This window comes from Gibbsiella dentisursi (assembly GCF_039539505.1).
In the GTDB taxonomy this organism is placed as follows: domain Bacteria; phylum Pseudomonadota; class Gammaproteobacteria; order Enterobacterales; family Enterobacteriaceae; genus Gibbsiella; species Gibbsiella quercinecans.
Genome location: NZ_BAABDG010000007.1, coordinates 781516 through 796924 on the forward strand (window position 1 = coordinate 781516; position 15409 = coordinate 796924).

A 15409-nucleotide genomic window follows, 5' to 3' on the forward strand; every position below is an offset into this window, starting at 1 on the left:
AAAGGGGGCCGAACTCCGCAAAAAAATACTTCGCGTCACCACGCATGGGCTCTACACATCGGCATGCCCACCGGAGTTCATCAGCATATCTCTGTTCGTTGTTTGGAAGGTAAGTCATGATCGATAAAGGGCAAATGCTGAGCCGGCACGATTTTTCGAAGGTCAACTGGGGCATTCTGGCGGCCGCCGCGCTGCTGTTAACCACCGGCGCAGTGCTTTTACTGCTGCCGTTGCTGAATAACAGCATGGATGAGGCCGGCGTTCTCTCCCTGTTGCAAGCCGGCACGGCCACAATACTACTGGGGTGCATTTTACTGGTGCTGCGGCATTACCTGCGGCCAACGCTCACCTATCGCCTGTATGAGCACGGCGTGCGGGTTGTGGATAATACCAGCAACAAAGAACGTTTTATTCCGTTTGAGAAAATCAGCGAGATCTACCGCTACCGGGCAAGAAATCCGTTCGGCCAGTTGTGCAACGTCATGGCCTTCCGCTGCGCGGCGGAACGGTCCTGGTACACGATTTTCAGCAATCTTTCCCATGCCTGGAGCCTGAGCGACGCCATCATCAACCAGCAGGTGCAAATCCGCGGGCCACAGGCGCTGAACGAGTTGTATAACGGCAACGTGCTGGATTTTACCAATATCAACAACAACGCTCGCGCGCTGTTTCACCTGCTGCGTAACGACATGCGAACTCTGCCGGGGCAAACGTTGCGTTTAAGCAGCACGCTATTGATCACGCCGCAGCGCCAGATCCCGCTGGCAACCCTTGGCGCGCTGGAAAGCAACCGTGAGCAAGGCACGATTCGTTTGCTTGATAAGCAGGGGAATACGCTGTTTTTAGCCGATTACTTCGCGCTGATCTGCGCGGATTTATTTATCGCACTGCTGGAGCATATGATTTATCACCGCGCCACGGACGCCAAGCACCTCTCCCAGTAGGCACTCAAAGCTGGTGGCGCGGCGGCGGTTTACAGCGGGGAGTGTTGTTCCGGCGGCTCGCGCATTGCGCCGGGCGGCAGGCCTATTTGCAGCACCACCGGCTGATAACTCGCCTGGGCGCTCAAACGGCCAGCCAGGCGGCGCACCACGAGAAAAGCGCCGCAGCCGCCCGCTAAGGCGCCGAGCAGCGCAGCGTTGTCGCTGCCCATCAGCCATTGCAGCATAGCGGCCCCCAACAGGATCCCCAACAGCGGCGCCAGATACACCAGCATGGCGGAACGCAGCAGGCTGCCTTCGGTGATCCCCACTTCAATGCGTTGGCCCGGCACCACCGGCTGGGCGATGTGCACCTGCAGTTGATGCTGCGTCTCGGGCGCCAGTTCGTTCAGCGCGCGGGCGCCGCAGCCGCTGCGTGCCTGGCAACTGCCGCAGCCACCGGCTTTGGGCTCACAGCGCAGCACCGCTACGCCCTGCTGCCACGACACGACCGTGGCCCATTCTTTCATCATTAGGGAGCTACCTTAAACGTAATACTGTCTGCAATGCGTTTGGCCGTTGGCGTTGGCAACTCGCCAATAATCGTGATCTCATGGCCATTGCGCACCTCGATCTGGATAGTACGCCGCCCCTGGCGGTAATACTGCGGAGCACTGCCGCTCGCCGCCGGGCTGACATTCACCGAGAAACTAAACAAACCATCGCTATAAAGCCGTGATTCCACCGGCGCCGCCACGTTAGGCAACGAATGGCGAGTGGTCGCCACCTCATCAACGCCAGCCGGCAACCACCCCACGGCCCACCCCAGTTTAGCAGTGGCGGCCGCCGGTGGCGATAACACCGGCGGCAGGTTGGCTTTGAGCAACCCGCGCATCACGTTCTGCACGTCGCTGCCAACCACGAAGGAAATAACCCGGTATTGTTCCAGCGTTTCACCATCGCGATCAAGCAAATCGACCCGCAGCGGCAGCTTGGTATCTTCATCAATCCACACCAGGTAGCTGTAGCGTGAACCATCCCGGGCCACCACCCGGACCACTTCGCACGGGCGATCGGCAATACGGGTGCGGCCCACGGCGAGAAAGTCGTAATATTTCGCCAGGCGATTGAAATCGCTATAAACGATGCCAGGCAACGCATCGACAATATGATCCCCTGGCAGGGTGAACGGCTCTAAACCGGGCTCAAAATAACTGATGCCCTTGCCCCGCTGCAACACTTCACGGTGCGGGCCGTCCATATGCAATAGCTGGGCAAGCGGCTGTTGATCAACCAACGCATAGCGATAGCGCAGGGATTCAATCCCCAGCTTATTGATGCTGATATAGGCGAGTTCGTAATTGAGCGTGCGGCTGGCGCTGTTCATCTGTTGCAACATCGCCCCGGGCGTATCTTGCGCCGGGGCGATGCTTGAGTAGAACAGGCTACCCGCCAGAAGACAGACGGAGAACCAAAGTTGCTTCATTACTGCTGCTGCATTCCTAAGGACTGGGTGCCTGGAACCTGAATGGCGGCCTGCTGCGGATTGCTTTGTTCAAGCTGCAGATCGCCAGAATGCAGGCGGCGCTGCAATTCATAATCCTGCAGCATTGCGTTGATGCGCCGGCGCTGTTCCTGCACCTGCTGCTGTTGGCCGCTGCCCACCGCCAGGCCTTCAGACGGCACGCCAAGGCTGACCGGTGAAGGTTGCCCCATGATCGGCAACGTATTGAACGCCGGCGTTTCAGCCGCCTCAGAATGCGCTGCTGGCTGGTTATACTGCTGAACCCCAACAATCACCGCCAGAGAAACACAGGCAGCAACACCCACCTGAGTGAGCTGGCTGGCCCACGGGCGAACCTTGTGCCAAAACGGCAGTTTTTGCCAGGTTTCGGGCTGGGGTTGAGACTCGGGAACGGCTGAAGGAACCAAACGAGCCGGCTCTTTCTCCAGCGCTGCAGCCACACGTTCTGCGATATCGAAATGAATTACTTGCCCGATATCACCCCGCATTGTGTCACGTATCAGGTGATAGCTCTGCCAGCTTTGTTGAAGCGCCCGATCTTTAGACAATGAACTCAGCAGTTCATTATCGAGCGATTCCCCATCCATCAGAGCGGAAAGCTTTTCTTTCTGCATGCCTAAGTACCCTTCCTGTGCCCGCTATTGCTAACGTTGGATCAGCGGTTGAACTTTATTATCGATAGCCTCCCGAGCACGGAAAATGCGCGAACGCACCGTTCCGACCGGGCAATCCATGACGGCCGCTATCTCTTCGTAGCTTAAACCGTCCAGCTCACGCAACGTGATCGCCATGCGGAGATCCTCTGGGAGCGACTCAATAGTACGGAAAACTATCTGTCTCAGCTCTTCTGACAACATTAAGTTCTCAGGGTTCGAAATTTCTTTCAGTGCGCCCGCACTTTCGTAATTTTCCGCATCGTTGGCGTCCACATCGCTGGACGGCGGACGGCGGCCCTGGGCAACCAGGTAATTCTTTGCCGTGTTCACGGCGATACGATATAGCCAGGTATAAAAGGCGCTATCACCACGGAACGACTCCAGTGCGCGATAGGCTTTAATGAACGACTCCTGCACCACATCAGGCACATCGCCCTGCGGCACATAGCGGGAAACAAGGCTCGCAACCTTGTGCTGGTAACGAACAACCAGCAGGTTAAACGATTTTTGATCACCCTTTTGGACCCGCTCAACCAGAACCTGATCCGTTAACTGCTCGCTCATCCGAGGTAATGTCTCCCCAAATCTGTCTCCACGCATAAAATTGTACTGCCAGCCATACGTTCTTTTCCTGAGCAAGCATTCGCTTGGAGTTTACACATAACACGAAGTTCCCTGACGCCGTTGTTTTTTTGTACCACTTGTGTGCCCCATCCGTGGCTTTTGCCGGGAGAAGTAGGCTAACATGAATTTCATTCTTCTTCCTGCACAGATCATACGCTATGCAACCGTCATCTGAACATGTCAGCGATGTGCTGATCATTGGCAGCGGTGCTGCTGGCCTTTCTTTGGCCCTGCGGCTGGCCGAATACTGCAAGGTTACCGTACTGAGCAAGGGGCCGCTCAATGAAGGCTCGACCTTCTATGCGCAAGGCGGTATCGCCGCCGTGTTTGATGAAACCGACAGCATAGCCTCCCACGTCGACGATACGTTGATCGCCGGCGCGGGCCTGTGCGATAAAGAAGCCGTTGAGTTTATCGCCGGCAATGCGCGCCACTGTGTGCAGTGGCTGATCGACCAGGGCGTATTATTCGATACTGAAACCAACGCCCAGGGAGAAGCGCGCTACCACCTGACGCGCGAAGGGGGCCACAGCCACCGCCGCATTCTGCATGCCGCCGACGCCACCGGCAAGGCAGTAGAAAACACGCTGGTGGGGAAAGCAAGCGCCCATCCGAATATTTATGTAAAGGAACGTAGCAACGCCGTTGATCTGATCACCTCGAGCAAAATCGGCCTGCCGGGCACCCAACGCGTCGTCGGCGCCTATGTCTGGAACCGCGATCGCGAGCAGGTAGAAACCCACCGCGCCAAAACGGTCGTGCTGGCCACCGGCGGCGCGGCAAAGGTGTACCAATATACCACCAACCCGGACGTTGCCTCGGGTGACGGCATCGCCATGGCCTGGCGCGCTGGCTGCCGGGTGGCAAATCTCGAGTTCAACCAGTTCCATCCCACCTGCCTGTTTCATCCGCAGGCGCGCAACTTCCTGCTGACGGAAGCGCTGCGCGGTGAAGGCGCCCATTTGAAACGCCCGGACGGCAGCCGTTTTATGCCGGATTTCGATCCGCGCGGCGAACTGGCCCCGCGTGATATTGTGGCCCGCGCCATCGATCATGAAATGAAGCGCCTGGGCGCAGATTGTATGTATCTGGACATCAGCCATAAACCGGCTGAATTCATTACCCAGCACTTCCCGATGATCCACGAAAAGCTGCTGTCGCTGGGCTTTGATCTCACCCGCCAACCGATCCCCATCGTCCCGGCGGCCCACTACACCTGCGGCGGAGTGATGGTCGATCAGCACGGCCGCACCGATCTGGACGGCCTGTACGCCATCGGCGAGGTCAGCTACACCGGCCTGCACGGCGCCAACCGCATGGCCTCTAACTCACTGCTGGAATGCCTGGTGTATGGCTGGGCGGCGGCGGAAGACATCCGGCTGCGCCTGCCGGCAATAAAAGCCGCCAAAGCGCTACCCGCCTGGGATGAAAGCCGGGTTGATGATTCCGATGAGCGCGTGGTTATTCAACATAACTGGCATGAGCTGCGGCTATTTATGTGGGATTACGTCGGCATTGTGCGCACCACCAAGCGGCTGGAGCGCGCCCTGCGCCGGATCACGACGCTGCAGCAGGAGATCGATGAGTATTACGCCAATTTTCGCATTTCCAACAACCTGCTGGAACTGCGCAACCTGGTTCAGGTGGCGGAGCTTATCGTGCGCAGCGCCATGGCGCGCAAAGAGAGCCGCGGGCTGCATTACACGCTGGACTACCCGGACACGCTGCCGGAGGCGAAGCCCACCATTCTGCAGCCCTGAGTTTTCTATTAATAGAACAGATAAAAATCAGTAATCAGGCGGCGAAACTGCGCGGTATAGCTACCGTCCGCCTGCTTGATGGCGAGCGCCGTTTCCGCCGTTGCCTGCGGCTGGCGCACCAGCGCCAACAGCACCCGATGGTATGGCGTGCTGGCACGATCGCTAACGTTAACCCGCTGTGCGCAGTGCCAACCGCACTGCAACGCGGCGGTTTCAAACGCGCTGCCGATATCATGGGGCAACACCACGCAGAAAACCCCTTGTTCACGAAGCAGTTGGCTGGCGCAGGCCAGCAGCGCTTCGTGTGTCAGGGTGCCGGTGTAACGCGCCTGGGCGCGGGCTCCATCGCGGCAGGCGACGGCGGGTTCGAAGTACGGCGGGTTGCTGACGATCAGATCGTAAACCCCGGCGTGCTGCCGCACATAGTCGTGAATATCCTGCTGGTGCACCTGAATGCGCTGCGGCCAGGGGCAAGCTTGTACGTTGTCGCTGGCCTGGGCGGCGGCATCGGCATCCAGCTCCACCGCATCAATATGCAGTTGCGCGGAACGCTGCGCCAGCATGAGGGCAATCAACCCGCTGCCGCAGCCGATATCCAACGCACGGCCCTTGGCGGGCAGCGGCGCCCAGGCACCGAGCAACACGCCGTCGGTGCCCACTTTCATGGCACAACGATCGTGGGCGACAAAAAATTGTTTGAAGGTAAACCCGCCGCGGCGCGGCTTAAAATTCTCTTTAGACTGACTGCTCACAGTAACCACCGGGTGTTAAAACTGGCGTAGCATAAGGCAAAGCGTTTTTCGGGAAAAGGAAAGCTTTCCACTTAAAGGGTGAACAACGCGGCCAACCCGTCTATAATCGGCGCCCCAAGTAGAGGTAGACAATGACAGCAACCAATTTTTCCGAACTCGATCTCGATGACCGCCTGCTCGACGCGCTGCGCGACAAAGGCTATGACCGCCCAACCGCCATTCAGGCTGAAGCTATCCCACCGGCAATGGATGGGCGTGATGTATTGGGCTCTGCGCCAACCGGCACCGGAAAAACGGCTGCGTTTTTGCTGCCTGTATTACAGCACCTGCTGGATTTCCCACGCAAGAAATCCGGGCCGCCGCGCGTACTGATCCTGACCCCAACGCGTGAACTGGCGATGCAAGTGGCCGATCAGGCCCGCGAACTGGCCGCCCATACCTCGCTGGACATCGCCACCATCACCGGCGGCGTGGCTTATATGAACCATGCCGAAGTCTTCAGCGAAAACCAGGATTTGGTCGTCGCCACCACCGGCCGTTTGCTTCAATACATCAAAGAAGAAAACTTTGATTGCCGCGCGGTCGAAACCCTGATCCTCGACGAAGCCGACCGCATGCTGGATATGGGCTTTGCGCAGGATATCGAAACCATCGCTGCCGAAACCCGCTGGCGTAAGCAGACCATGCTGTTCTCCGCCACGCTGGAAGGGGAAGCGATCAGGGAATTCGCCGAACGCATTCTGGAAGAACCGGTAGAGGTAGAGGCCGATCCTTCACGCCGTGAGCGTAAAAAGATCCTGCAGTGGTACTACCGCGCCGACGACATCCAGCACAAAACCGCCCTGCTGGTGCATCTGCTCAAACAGCCGGACGTGCAGAAATCCGTGGTGTTCGTGCGCAAACGTGAGCGGGTGCATGAGCTGGTGGCCTGGCTGCGCGAAGCGGGCATCAACACCTGCTATCTGGAAGGCGAAATGGTACAGGCCAAGCGTAACGAAGCGGTTAAACGCATGATGGACGGCCGCGTGAATGTGTTGATCGCCACCGACGTCGCCGCCCGCGGCCTGGATATTCTGGATATCACCCACGTATTCAACTTTGATATGCCGCGCACTGCCGATATTTACCTGCACCGCATTGGCCGCACCGGCCGCGCCGGGCGCAAAGGCACCGCCATCTCACTGGTTGAAGCGCACGATCATCTGCTGCTGGGTAAAGTGGGCCGTTACCTGAATGAACCGCTGAAAGCGCGGGTGATTGACGAACTGCGGCCCAAGAGCAAGGTGCCCAGCGAAAAGAGCAACGGCAAACCTTCGAAAAAGGTGCTGGCAAAGCGCGCTGAACAGAAAGAAAAGAATAAAACCAAACCTAAAACCAAAGTGCGCCAGCGCGACGCGAAAAACGTCGGCAAGCGCCGCCAGCCAAAAGCTAACCAAGCCTAATCCAAGCCGGGCAACCGGCCTTAGCTCCCGCTACACTTTTCAGCCAAATGTAAAAAAGCCAGTCAGCGTTAACTGACTGGCTTTTAGCCCCCCTGTTACCTTAAGCCGGAATTACAGGCTTTCAGTAAAGGTACGGGTGATAACGTCGCGTTGCTGTTCTGGAGTCAGTGAGTTGAAACGCACGGCGTAACCAGAAACACGGATGGTCAACTGCGGATATTTTTCTGGGTGTTTAACCGCATCTTCCAGCGTTTCACGGCGCAGTACGTTCACGTTCAGGTGCTGACCACCTTCTACGCGCACGGAAGGTTGCATTTCCATTGGTACTTCGCGGTATTCGAACTGGCCCAGTTCGCTGACCGGTACAATCTGGTCTTCCGCGTAGTCAGCTTTGGCGCATACGCAGCGGGCTTCAGATTTGCCTGCATCCAGCAGCCAGAAAGAATTCACCAGCGCCTGATTGTTCGCTTTCGTGATTTGAATACCTGTGATCATCTTGTGCCTCCTACAAGAGCGAAAGAATTTTGTTGCGTGAGAAAACCTAACGCCGGTTTTGGCCATTTGGTAAAACCATTGTTGTCTTGTTGTTCTATATACCAGCCTAAACGTGGCGATTCTTTGACTAATATCAATTTTTTAGGGGTAACGCGGACCACCAAAGAAGCAAATTTCTGTTTTATATCAATATTCCCACTTTCACCGAAAAAAATAATTTTGTAAATTTTCAATTATTTTTGCAAAGTTCGTGGGTATTCTACTTTCTCAGGATCACGAAAAGCAGGTTTCACTCAACGTTGGTAAACGGTAAGCTATGCCCGGTGAAATGTTAACAAAAACAAAGGAGAGCGGTTATGTCCACTTCCCTCACCTGGCATGACGTGATCGGCAAAGAAAAAGAGCAGCCCTATTTTCGTGAAACGCTCGCCTTTGTTGCCGCAGAACGCCAGGCCGGTAAGACCATTTACCCACCCCAGAAAGACGTATTTAACGCTTTCCGCTTTACCGAACTGGGCGACGTGAAAGTGGTTATCCTGGGGCAAGATCCTTATCACGGCCCGAACCAGGCGCATGGCCTGTCGTTTTCCGTTCGCCCGGGCGTGCCTGCGCCACCGTCGCTGGTCAATATGTATAAAGAGTTGGCGACAGATATTCCCGGCTTCCAACGCCCGGAGCACGGCTATCTGCAAAGTTGGGCGGAACAAGGGGTTATGCTGCTCAACACCGTGCTGACCGTTGAGGCCGGCCAGGCGCACTCCCACGCTAATCTGGGCTGGGAAACCTTTACCGATCGGGTTATCGCCGCATTAAACGAACATCGCGAAGGAATTGTATTCTTGCTGTGGGGATCGCACGCGCAGAAGAAAGGGGATTTTATCGATCGTAACCGCCACCACGTCCTGAAAGCGCCACATCCTTCACCGCTTTCTGCTCACCGTGGGTTCTTTGGTTGCCATCATTTTTCGCAGGCGAACCAACTGCTGGAACAACAGGGGCTGGCGCCGATTGATTGGGTGCCGCGTTTGCCGCAGGCCTAAACGACAAAGCGCTAAAGGTTATCGCCCCCTCGATACAATAAACCGAGGGGGCATGAAGTCCCTTGCCCCTGACGTTACCCTGGGGGTAACAGCAAGAAACAGCCACCGCAGGGTTCAGCGGCGGCCGATGCACTGCATAGGGGTTTGTTAGCTTTTGGCTTTGGAAACCGCCACCATCGCCGGGCGCAGCAGGCGACCATTTAGCGTATAGCCTTTCTGCATCACCATGGTCACGTGGTTTGGCTGGTGTTCTTCAGATTCCACCATGCTCATCGCCTGGTGCACATCTGGGTTGAACGGCACATTCACATCCCCGACGATCTCAATACCGTATTTGCGTACCACATCCTGCAGCGATTTCAGCGTCAGCTCAATGCCTTCAATCATCGGCGCCAGATCGGGGTTATTTCTATCCGCCAGTTCCAGTGCGCGCTCCAGGTTGTCGATCACCGGCAGCAAATCGCCAGAGAATTTTTCCAGCGCAAACTTATGCGCCTTTTCAATATCCAGCTCGGTGCGGCGGCGGATATTTTCTACTTCAGCCTTGGCACGCAGCAGGCTTTCACGTTCACGTTGCTGCGCTTCGGCCAGTTGCGCTTCCAGTTCAGCAATACGCTCATCACGCAGATCGGCACTTTCGGTCTGCACATCATCATGTTCGTTGTGTACTTCCTGCGCCTGATCCTTTTCTTCCGAGACTTGCTCGTTTGGCGTCTTCTGTTCTTTACTACTCATGAATATCTCCGCGTTTTAGCATTAATCTCGCAACTTGGCTTATTATGTGGGGATCAAAACCGGGGTTTCAAGTCAACCGGTGATAATGTCGGGCATAATCCGGCTCCGGTGAGGAAAATCACACCAATGAATAAAAAATTCAAATGTATCGGCATTGTTGGGCACCCAAGGCACCCCTCTGCGCTGGCAACCCATGAGATGCTGTACGACTGGCTGAAAGCCCATGGTTACCCGGTGATCGTCGAGCGGCAGATTGCCCATGATTTAAAGCTGAAAGGCGCGGTAACCGGCAGCCTGGCGGAAATAGGCCAGCAGGCCGATCTGGCCGTGGTGGTCGGCGGCGACGGCAATATGCTCGGCGCCGCACGCGTGCTGGCGCGCTATGCCATCAAGGTGATTGGCGTTAACCGCGGCAACCTCGGCTTCTTGACCGATCTGGACCCGGACAACGCCCTGCAACAGTTGGCTAACGTGCTGGAAGGCGAATATATCGATGAGCAGCGCTTCCTGTTGGAAGCCCTGGTGCACAACCAGCATCAGCAATGCCGCACCAGCACCGCCATCAACGAAGTGGTGCTGCACCCGGGCAAGGTCGCCCATATGATTGAATTTGAAGTCTATATCGACGACATTTTCGCTTTCTCGCAGCGCTCTGACGGGCTGATTATCGCCACCCCCACCGGCTCGACGGCCTATTCGCTCTCGGCCGGCGGCCCGATCCTGACGCCTTCGCTGCAGGCCATCGCACTGGTGCCAATGTTCCCACACACCTTGTCTGCACGCCCGCTGGTCATTAACGGCGACAGCACCATCCGGCTCAAATTTTCGCAGGTGAGCAGCGATCTGGAGATCAGTTGCGACAGCCAGATTGCTTTGCCGATCCAGGAAGGAGAAGAGGTGTTAATCCGCCGCAGCGACTTCCATCTGGATCTGATACACCCCAAAGATTACAGCTATTTCAATACGTTGAGCACCAAGTTGGGGTGGTCAAAAAAATTATTCTGAAAATAGCGCCAACTACTTTACTGTATATAAAACCAGTTTATACTGTATGAAACTACAGTTATGTGTTTATACACAGGAAGGTCACCATGCTGGCGCAATTAACCATCAGCAATTTTGCTATCGTTCGTGAGTTGGAAATTGATTTTCAACCGGGTATGACGGCGATTACCGGTGAAACCGGCGCCGGTAAATCCATCGCCATTGATGCTCTGGGGCTGTGCCTGGGCAACCGGGCTGATGGCAACGTGGTGCGCCAGGGGGCCTCCCGCGCCGATATCTGTGCACGCTTTTCGCTGGCAGACACCCCTTCGGCCCGCCAGTGGCTGGAACAAAACCAACTGGACGACAGCAACGAATGCCTGCTGCGCCGCGTGATCGGCGCCGATGGCCGCTCACGCGGCTTTATCAACGGCACCGCCGTGCCCCTTTCACAACTGCGCGAACTGGGCCAACACTTGATCCAAATCCATGGCCAGCATGCCCACCAGTTGTTGCTCAAACCTGAGCACCAAAAGGCCCTGCTGGACGCCTATGCCGGCGAACACGCATTGTTCACTGCCATGCGCCAGGCATACCTGCAGTGGCACCAAAGCTGCCGCGAACTGGCACACCATCAGCAGCAGTCGGTTGAGCGCGACGCACGCAAACAGTTGCTGCAATACCAGTTGAAAGAGCTGAACGAATTCTCGCCCCAGGCTGGCGAGTTCGAGCAAGTCGACGCCGAATACAAACTGTTGGCCAACAGCGGCCAGTTGCAGACCCTTAGCCAACAGGCACTGCTATTACTGGCCGATCACGACGAGCAAAACATGCTCAGCCAACTCAACAGCGCTAAGCATCTGCTGGTTGAACTGGCGGGTATGGATGAAAAACTGGCCGGCCTGTTGGAGATGCTGGAAGAAGCCACGATTCAAATCAGTGAGGCCAGCGACGAACTGCGGCACTATGCCGATCGCATGGATCTTGATCCCAACCGGCTGCATGAACTGGAGCAACGGCTGTCGCGCCAGATCGGCCTGGCGCGCAAGCACCACGTTGCGCCGGAAGAACTGCCCCAGTTGCACCAGCAACTGCTGGATGAACAGCAACAGCTTTCACAGCAGGAAAGCGATCATGCCCACCTGAGCGAAGCCGTGAACCAACATCATCAGCAGGCGCTGCAGTTGGCGCAACAACTGCAGCAAAAACGCCAACACTATGCCGATGAACTGACCCAACTGATCACCGCCAGTATGCACGCGCTGGCGATGCCGCACGGCAAGTTCCATATCGCCGTGCACTTTGAGCCGGAGCATCTTAGCGCCGAAGGGGCCAGCCGGGTGGAGTTTTGCGTTTCCACCAACCCAGGGCAGCCGCTGCAGGCGTTGGCCAAAGTGGCATCAGGCGGTGAGCTTTCGCGCATCGCACTGGCGATCCAGGTGATCACCGCACGCAAAATGGAAACCCCGGCGCTGATCTTTGACGAAGTGGACGTGGGCATCAGCGGCCCAACCGCCGCCATTGTCGGCCGCCTGCTGCGCCAACTGGGGGAATCAACCCAGGTGATGTGTGTGACCCACCTGCCGCAGGTTGCCGGATGCGGGCATCAGCACTTCTTTGTTAGCAAACTCACCGACGGCACAGAGACGGAAACCCAGATGGCGGCGCTGGGCAAACGCGCCCGTCTCCAGGAGCTGGCCCGCCTGCTGGGTGGCAGTGAAGTCACCAAAAATACGCTGGCAAACGCAAAAGAACTGTTAGCCGCATAGAAAAGCTCAACTTTTTTGCATCCTCGTGGTCTGAGTTTGGCGCTCTATGCCCGGCAGCTTTCCGTCAACGGAAAAAGGCCGCTCCCGCCCTCTGATCGCCTGGTGCCTAAGGGCTGGAGGAGCGCCAACGCTCTGGCAAGTTGAAATATGCCGGGTATATACTCTCAATAATCTACGTTGCAGAACAAAAGCGCCAACAGCGCGTTTATTCTGCCCTTGTGCTGGCCCCGCGGGCGTATCGCCGAAACACGCGGCGCGGCAAGCGAAGGAGCCGAGGGCTGACTCAGATAAATGATTCGGGCGGCTGAGCGCAGCCAACGCACAGGCAACTTGCAGTATCGCGAGCATAAAGGTTTCCAACTGCTGCAAGGTCTATTATCATCGGCACCCTATGCCCAAAAGGAATGTAATTACTATGCGCTGTAAAATGCTGACTGCTGCCGCTGTGGTTCTTGTGATGCTGACTGCAGGCTGTTCAACTTTTGAAAAAGTGGTTTACCGGCCGGATATCAATCAGGGGAACTACTTAACAGCAGCCGATGTGGCGAAAATTCACAAAGGTATGACCCAACAGCAGGTCGCTTACACCTTGGGTACCCCTATGATGCAAGATCCGTTCGGTACTCAAACGTGGTTCTATGTGTTCCGCCAGCAGCCTGGCCATGAGCCGGTCAGCCAACAAACGCTGACGCTGACTTTTGATAGTGCGGGTGTATTGACAGATATCCAGAACAAGCCAGCGCTGACCAATTAATCAGCCCGGCGCCCGTTATCATCGCAGGCGTCGCCGGCCTTGCCAGGCAGGCGCACTTTCCGGTGACGGGTAACAAAAAAACAAGGCGCCTTCCGCGCCTTATTTTTTTGCTCTTTCCGCCCGCTGGCGGCGCAACTCTTTCGGATCGGCAATTAACGGCCGGTAGATCTCCACCCGATCGCCATCGTTCACGTCATCCCCCAGCTTGGCCGGGCGGCTATAGATGCCCACCTTGTTAGCGGCAAGATCGATCTCGCTGCGCAGTTCCAACAGCCCGGAAGCCCGGATCGCCTGTTCAACACTGCTGCCCTGCGCCAGGGTAACCGTGCGCAGGTACTGGCGCTCCGGCAGTGCGTAGACCACTTCGACTCGGATATCAGGCACTGTAAACCTCTTTGGCCCGCTGGGTGAACGCTTGCACCATACTGCCTGCCAGCTCTTTGAACACTTTACCGAAAGCCAACTCAATCAGCTTATTGGTGAATTCAAAATCCAGATGTAACTCCACCTTGCAGGCATCGGGGCTCAGCGGCGTGAAATGCCAGCCGCCCATCAGTTTGCGGAATGGGCCATCCACAAGCTGCATATTGATACTTTGGTTATCCTGCAAGGTATTACGTGTGGTAAACGTTTTGCTAATCCCCGCCTTGGCGACATCTACAGCCGCCGTCATTTCCTTATCCGTGGCGTTGAGCACGCGGCTACCGGTGCAACCCGGCAGGAAATCAGGGTAAGAATGAACATCATTAACCAATTGGTACATCTGCGCAGCACTGAACGGTACCAACGCAGACCGACTGATCTGTGGCATATCATTTCCTGTGAATCATAAACGCGCAGATAATAACATCGATCGGGCATCAGACAAAAAATCTACGCTTGATTTACCCGGCGCAAAAAGCGAGAAATTACGCATGTGCTGAACGGGAAAGGATTTCTTTCGCTGCGGCATCCAGTATAATGAACGCACTATGACAAAGAAAAAAGCATACAAACCCGGTTCCGCCACCATTGCGCAAAACAAGCGCGCCCGCTACGAATACTTCATTGAAGAAGAGTTCGAAGCCGGCCTGTCCCTGCAAGGGTGGGAAGTTAAATCGCTGCGTGCTGGCAAGGCCAACATCAGTGACAGCTACGTTATGTTCCGCGACGGCGAAGCTTATCTGTTTGGTGCCACCATCACGCCACTGAACGTGGCTTCTACGCACGTGGTGTGCGATCCCACGCGTTCACGCAAACTGTTGCTGAACAAGCGCGAGCTCGATTCACTGCTTGGCCGCGTTAACCGCGAAGGTTACACCGTGGTCGCCCTTTCCATGTACTGGAAGAATGCCTGGACCAAACTGAAAATTGGCGTAGCCAAAGGTAAAAAAGAGCACGACAAGCGCGACAACATTAAAGAGCGCGAGTGGCAAACGGCGAAAGCCCGCATCATGAAGAACGCCGCCGGCCGTTAAGTTGCTGGCGTAGCAGGGTAAACTTCTGTTATACTGCTGTTTAGTTACTGGGGCTGATTCTGGATTCGACGGGATTGTGAAGCCTTAGGAGCATGCCGAGGGGCGGTTGGCCTCGTAAAAAGCCGCAAAAAAATAGTCGCAAACGACGAAAACTACGCTTTAGCAGCTTAATAACCTGCTCTGAGCCCTCTCTCCCTAGCCTCCGCTCTTAGGACGGGGATCAAGAGAGGTCAAACCCAAAAGAGATCGCGTGGATACCCTGCCTGGGGTTGAAGCGTTAAATCCAATCAGGCTAGTTTGTTAGTGGCGTGTCCATCCGCAGCTGGCAGGCGAATGTAAAGATTGGACTAAGCATGTAGTGCCAACGGTGTAGTAATTTCGGACGGGGGTTCAAATCCCCCCAGCTCCACCAAAATTCTCCATCGGTGATTACCAGAGTCATCCGATGAAGTCCTAAGAGCCCGCACGGCGCAAGCCCTGCGGGCTTTTTTGTGCC

18 protein-coding genes and 1 other RNA gene are annotated in these 15409 nt (G+C 56.1%); 9 read left to right on the forward strand and 10 right to left on the reverse strand.

Annotated features, from left to right (window positions below):
* Positions 1 to 116 precede the first annotated feature (116 nt).
* The gene (locus tag ABFX35_RS17685) at positions 117 to 944 is read left to right on the forward strand and encodes a hypothetical protein (protein WP_346082327.1); all 828 of its coding nucleotides are present in this window, start codon (positions 117 to 119) and stop codon (positions 942 to 944) included.
* 29 nt (positions 945 to 973) lie between these two features.
* On the opposite strand, the gene rseC is transcribed toward ABFX35_RS17685, so the two are convergent.
* Genes rseC through rpoE form a run of 4 tightly spaced genes read right to left on the reverse strand, consistent with a single transcriptional unit; the run spans position 974 to position 3665 of the window.
* Positions 974 to 1453, reverse strand: a complete 480-nt coding sequence (gene rseC / locus ABFX35_RS17690) for a SoxR-reducing system protein RseC (RefSeq protein ID WP_279023800.1) — start codon at positions 1451 to 1453, stop codon at positions 974 to 976.
* Positions 1453 to 2406, reverse strand: coding sequence for a sigma-E factor regulatory protein RseB (rseB, locus tag ABFX35_RS17695; protein ID WP_346082328.1), 954 nt, complete (start codon positions 2404 to 2406; stop codon positions 1453 to 1455). Before rseB ends, rseC begins: the two co-directional genes overlap by 1 nt.
* Complete coding sequence (rseA, locus tag ABFX35_RS17700; protein ID WP_279023798.1) at positions 2406 to 3059, reverse strand: anti-sigma-E factor RseA; 654 nt, start codon at positions 3057 to 3059, stop codon at positions 2406 to 2408. The genes rseB and rseA overlap by 1 nt, the downstream gene beginning before the upstream one ends.
* A gap of 30 nt (positions 3060 to 3089) precedes the next feature.
* Complete coding sequence (gene rpoE / locus ABFX35_RS17705) at positions 3090 to 3665, reverse strand: RNA polymerase sigma factor RpoE (protein ID WP_095847558.1); 576 nt, start codon at positions 3663 to 3665, stop codon at positions 3090 to 3092.
* Positions 3666 to 3883: 218 nt separating this feature from the next.
* Between rpoE and nadB the strand changes: the two genes are divergently transcribed.
* Positions 3884 to 5485, forward strand: coding sequence for an L-aspartate oxidase (gene nadB, locus ABFX35_RS17710; RefSeq protein ID WP_346082329.1), 1602 nt, complete (start codon positions 3884 to 3886; stop codon positions 5483 to 5485).
* Positions 5486 to 5493: 8 nt separating this feature from the next.
* On the opposite strand, the gene trmN is transcribed toward nadB, so the two are convergent.
* Positions 5494 to 6246 carry a tRNA(1)(Val) (adenine(37)-N(6))-methyltransferase TrmN gene (trmN, locus tag ABFX35_RS17715; RefSeq protein WP_346082330.1) on the reverse strand — a complete coding sequence of 251 codons (753 nt, stop codon included), beginning with the start codon at positions 6244 to 6246 and terminating at the stop codon, positions 5494 to 5496.
* Positions 6247 to 6368: 122 nt separating this feature from the next.
* Between trmN and srmB the strand changes: the two genes are divergently transcribed.
* On the forward strand, positions 6369 to 7679 hold the full coding sequence (gene srmB / locus ABFX35_RS17720; RefSeq protein WP_279023791.1) for an ATP-dependent RNA helicase SrmB: 1311 nt from the start codon (positions 6369 to 6371) through the stop codon (positions 7677 to 7679).
* A 111-nt stretch (positions 7680 to 7790) separates the two neighbouring features.
* Here srmB and grcA read toward each other — a convergent pair whose 3' ends face one another.
* Both grcA and ABFX35_RS17730 read right to left on the reverse strand, forming a co-directional pair.
* The gene (gene grcA, locus ABFX35_RS17725) at positions 7791 to 8174 is read right to left on the reverse strand and encodes an autonomous glycyl radical cofactor GrcA (RefSeq protein ID WP_346082331.1); all 384 of its coding nucleotides are present in this window, start codon (positions 8172 to 8174) and stop codon (positions 7791 to 7793) included.
* On the reverse strand, positions 8171 to 8407 hold the full coding sequence (locus tag ABFX35_RS17730; RefSeq protein WP_279023788.1) for a hypothetical protein: 237 nt from the start codon (positions 8405 to 8407) through the stop codon (positions 8171 to 8173). The genes grcA and ABFX35_RS17730 overlap by 4 nt, the downstream gene beginning before the upstream one ends.
* Positions 8408 to 8530: 123 nt before the next feature.
* Between ABFX35_RS17730 and ung the strand changes: the two genes are divergently transcribed.
* Complete coding sequence (gene ung, locus ABFX35_RS17735) at positions 8531 to 9214, forward strand: uracil-DNA glycosylase (protein ID WP_346082332.1); 684 nt, start codon at positions 8531 to 8533, stop codon at positions 9212 to 9214.
* Between the two features lie 147 nt (positions 9215 to 9361).
* Here ung and grpE read toward each other — a convergent pair whose 3' ends face one another.
* On the reverse strand, positions 9362 to 9949 hold the full coding sequence (gene grpE / locus ABFX35_RS17740; protein WP_279023785.1) for a nucleotide exchange factor GrpE: 588 nt from the start codon (positions 9947 to 9949) through the stop codon (positions 9362 to 9364).
* Between the two features lie 126 nt (positions 9950 to 10075).
* Here grpE and nadK point away from each other — a divergent pair, with 126 nt between their 5' ends.
* The 3 genes from nadK to bamE all read left to right on the forward strand — a co-directional run bounded on the left by nadK (position 10076) and on the right by bamE (position 13456).
* A complete protein-coding gene (gene nadK / locus ABFX35_RS17745) occupies positions 10076 to 10954 on the forward strand; it encodes an NAD(+) kinase (RefSeq protein ID WP_279023784.1) in 879 nt (292 codons plus the stop codon).
* Between the two features lie 86 nt (positions 10955 to 11040).
* Positions 11041 to 12702 (forward strand): DNA repair protein RecN, encoded by a 1662-nt coding sequence (gene recN / locus ABFX35_RS17750; protein WP_279023782.1) that lies wholly within the window; start codon positions 11041 to 11043, stop codon positions 12700 to 12702.
* A gap of 415 nt (positions 12703 to 13117) precedes the next feature.
* Complete coding sequence (gene bamE, locus ABFX35_RS17755) at positions 13118 to 13456, forward strand: outer membrane protein assembly factor BamE (protein WP_279023780.1); 339 nt, start codon at positions 13118 to 13120, stop codon at positions 13454 to 13456.
* A 99-nt stretch (positions 13457 to 13555) separates the two neighbouring features.
* On the opposite strand, the gene ABFX35_RS17760 is transcribed toward bamE, so the two are convergent.
* Both ABFX35_RS17760 and ABFX35_RS17765 read right to left on the reverse strand, forming a co-directional pair.
* Complete coding sequence (locus ABFX35_RS17760; RefSeq protein WP_121525570.1) at positions 13556 to 13840, reverse strand: RnfH family protein; 285 nt, start codon at positions 13838 to 13840, stop codon at positions 13556 to 13558.
* Positions 13833 to 14267, reverse strand: a complete 435-nt coding sequence (locus ABFX35_RS17765; RefSeq protein WP_095847548.1) for a type II toxin-antitoxin system RatA family toxin — start codon at positions 14265 to 14267, stop codon at positions 13833 to 13835. The genes ABFX35_RS17760 and ABFX35_RS17765 overlap by 8 nt, the downstream gene beginning before the upstream one ends.
* A 160-nt stretch (positions 14268 to 14427) precedes the next feature.
* Between ABFX35_RS17765 and smpB the strand changes: the two genes are divergently transcribed.
* Together smpB and ssrA are read left to right on the forward strand one after the other, a co-directional pair.
* The gene (gene smpB, locus ABFX35_RS17770) at positions 14428 to 14913 is read left to right on the forward strand and encodes an SsrA-binding protein SmpB (protein WP_095847547.1); all 486 of its coding nucleotides are present in this window, start codon (positions 14428 to 14430) and stop codon (positions 14911 to 14913) included.
* 49 nt (positions 14914 to 14962) lie between these two features.
* Positions 14963 to 15325, forward strand: a transfer-messenger RNA (tmRNA) gene (gene ssrA, locus ABFX35_RS17775).
* Positions 15326 to 15409 lie beyond the last annotated feature (84 nt).

What these genes read in the sequence shown, in the direction of transcription:
- ABFX35_RS17685 (WP_346082327.1), top strand. Translation starts at nt 117, where the DNA reads ATGATCGATAAAGGGCAAATGCTGAGCCGGCACGATTTTTCGAAGGTC.
- rseC (WP_279023800.1), bottom strand. Translation starts at nt 1,453, where the DNA reads ATGATGAAAGAATGGGCCACGGTCGTGTCGTGGCAGCAGGGCGTAGCG.
- rseB (WP_346082328.1), bottom strand. Translation starts at nt 2,406, where the DNA reads ATGAAGCAACTTTGGTTCTCCGTCTGTCTTCTGGCGGGTAGCCTGTTC.
- rseA (WP_279023798.1), bottom strand. Translation starts at nt 3,059, where the DNA reads ATGCAGAAAGAAAAGCTTTCCGCTCTGATGGATGGGGAATCGCTCGAT.
- rpoE (WP_095847558.1), bottom strand. Translation starts at nt 3,665, where the DNA reads ATGAGCGAGCAGTTAACGGATCAGGTTCTGGTTGAGCGGGTCCAAAAG.
- nadB (WP_346082329.1), top strand. Translation starts at nt 3,884, where the DNA reads ATGCAACCGTCATCTGAACATGTCAGCGATGTGCTGATCATTGGCAGC.
- srmB (WP_279023791.1), top strand. Translation starts at nt 6,369, where the DNA reads ATGACAGCAACCAATTTTTCCGAACTCGATCTCGATGACCGCCTGCTC.
- grcA (WP_346082331.1), bottom strand. Translation starts at nt 8,174, where the DNA reads ATGATCACAGGTATTCAAATCACGAAAGCGAACAATCAGGCGCTGGTG.
- ung (WP_346082332.1), top strand. Translation starts at nt 8,531, where the DNA reads ATGTCCACTTCCCTCACCTGGCATGACGTGATCGGCAAAGAAAAAGAG.
- grpE (WP_279023785.1), bottom strand. Translation starts at nt 9,949, where the DNA reads ATGAGTAGTAAAGAACAGAAGACGCCAAACGAGCAAGTCTCGGAAGAA.
- nadK (WP_279023784.1), top strand. Translation starts at nt 10,076, where the DNA reads ATGAATAAAAAATTCAAATGTATCGGCATTGTTGGGCACCCAAGGCAC.
- recN (WP_279023782.1), top strand. Translation starts at nt 11,041, where the DNA reads ATGCTGGCGCAATTAACCATCAGCAATTTTGCTATCGTTCGTGAGTTG.
- bamE (WP_279023780.1), top strand. Translation starts at nt 13,118, where the DNA reads ATGCGCTGTAAAATGCTGACTGCTGCCGCTGTGGTTCTTGTGATGCTG.
- ABFX35_RS17765 (WP_095847548.1), bottom strand. Translation starts at nt 14,267, where the DNA reads ATGCCACAGATCAGTCGGTCTGCGTTGGTACCGTTCAGTGCTGCGCAG.
- smpB (WP_095847547.1), top strand. Translation starts at nt 14,428, where the DNA reads ATGACAAAGAAAAAAGCATACAAACCCGGTTCCGCCACCATTGCGCAA.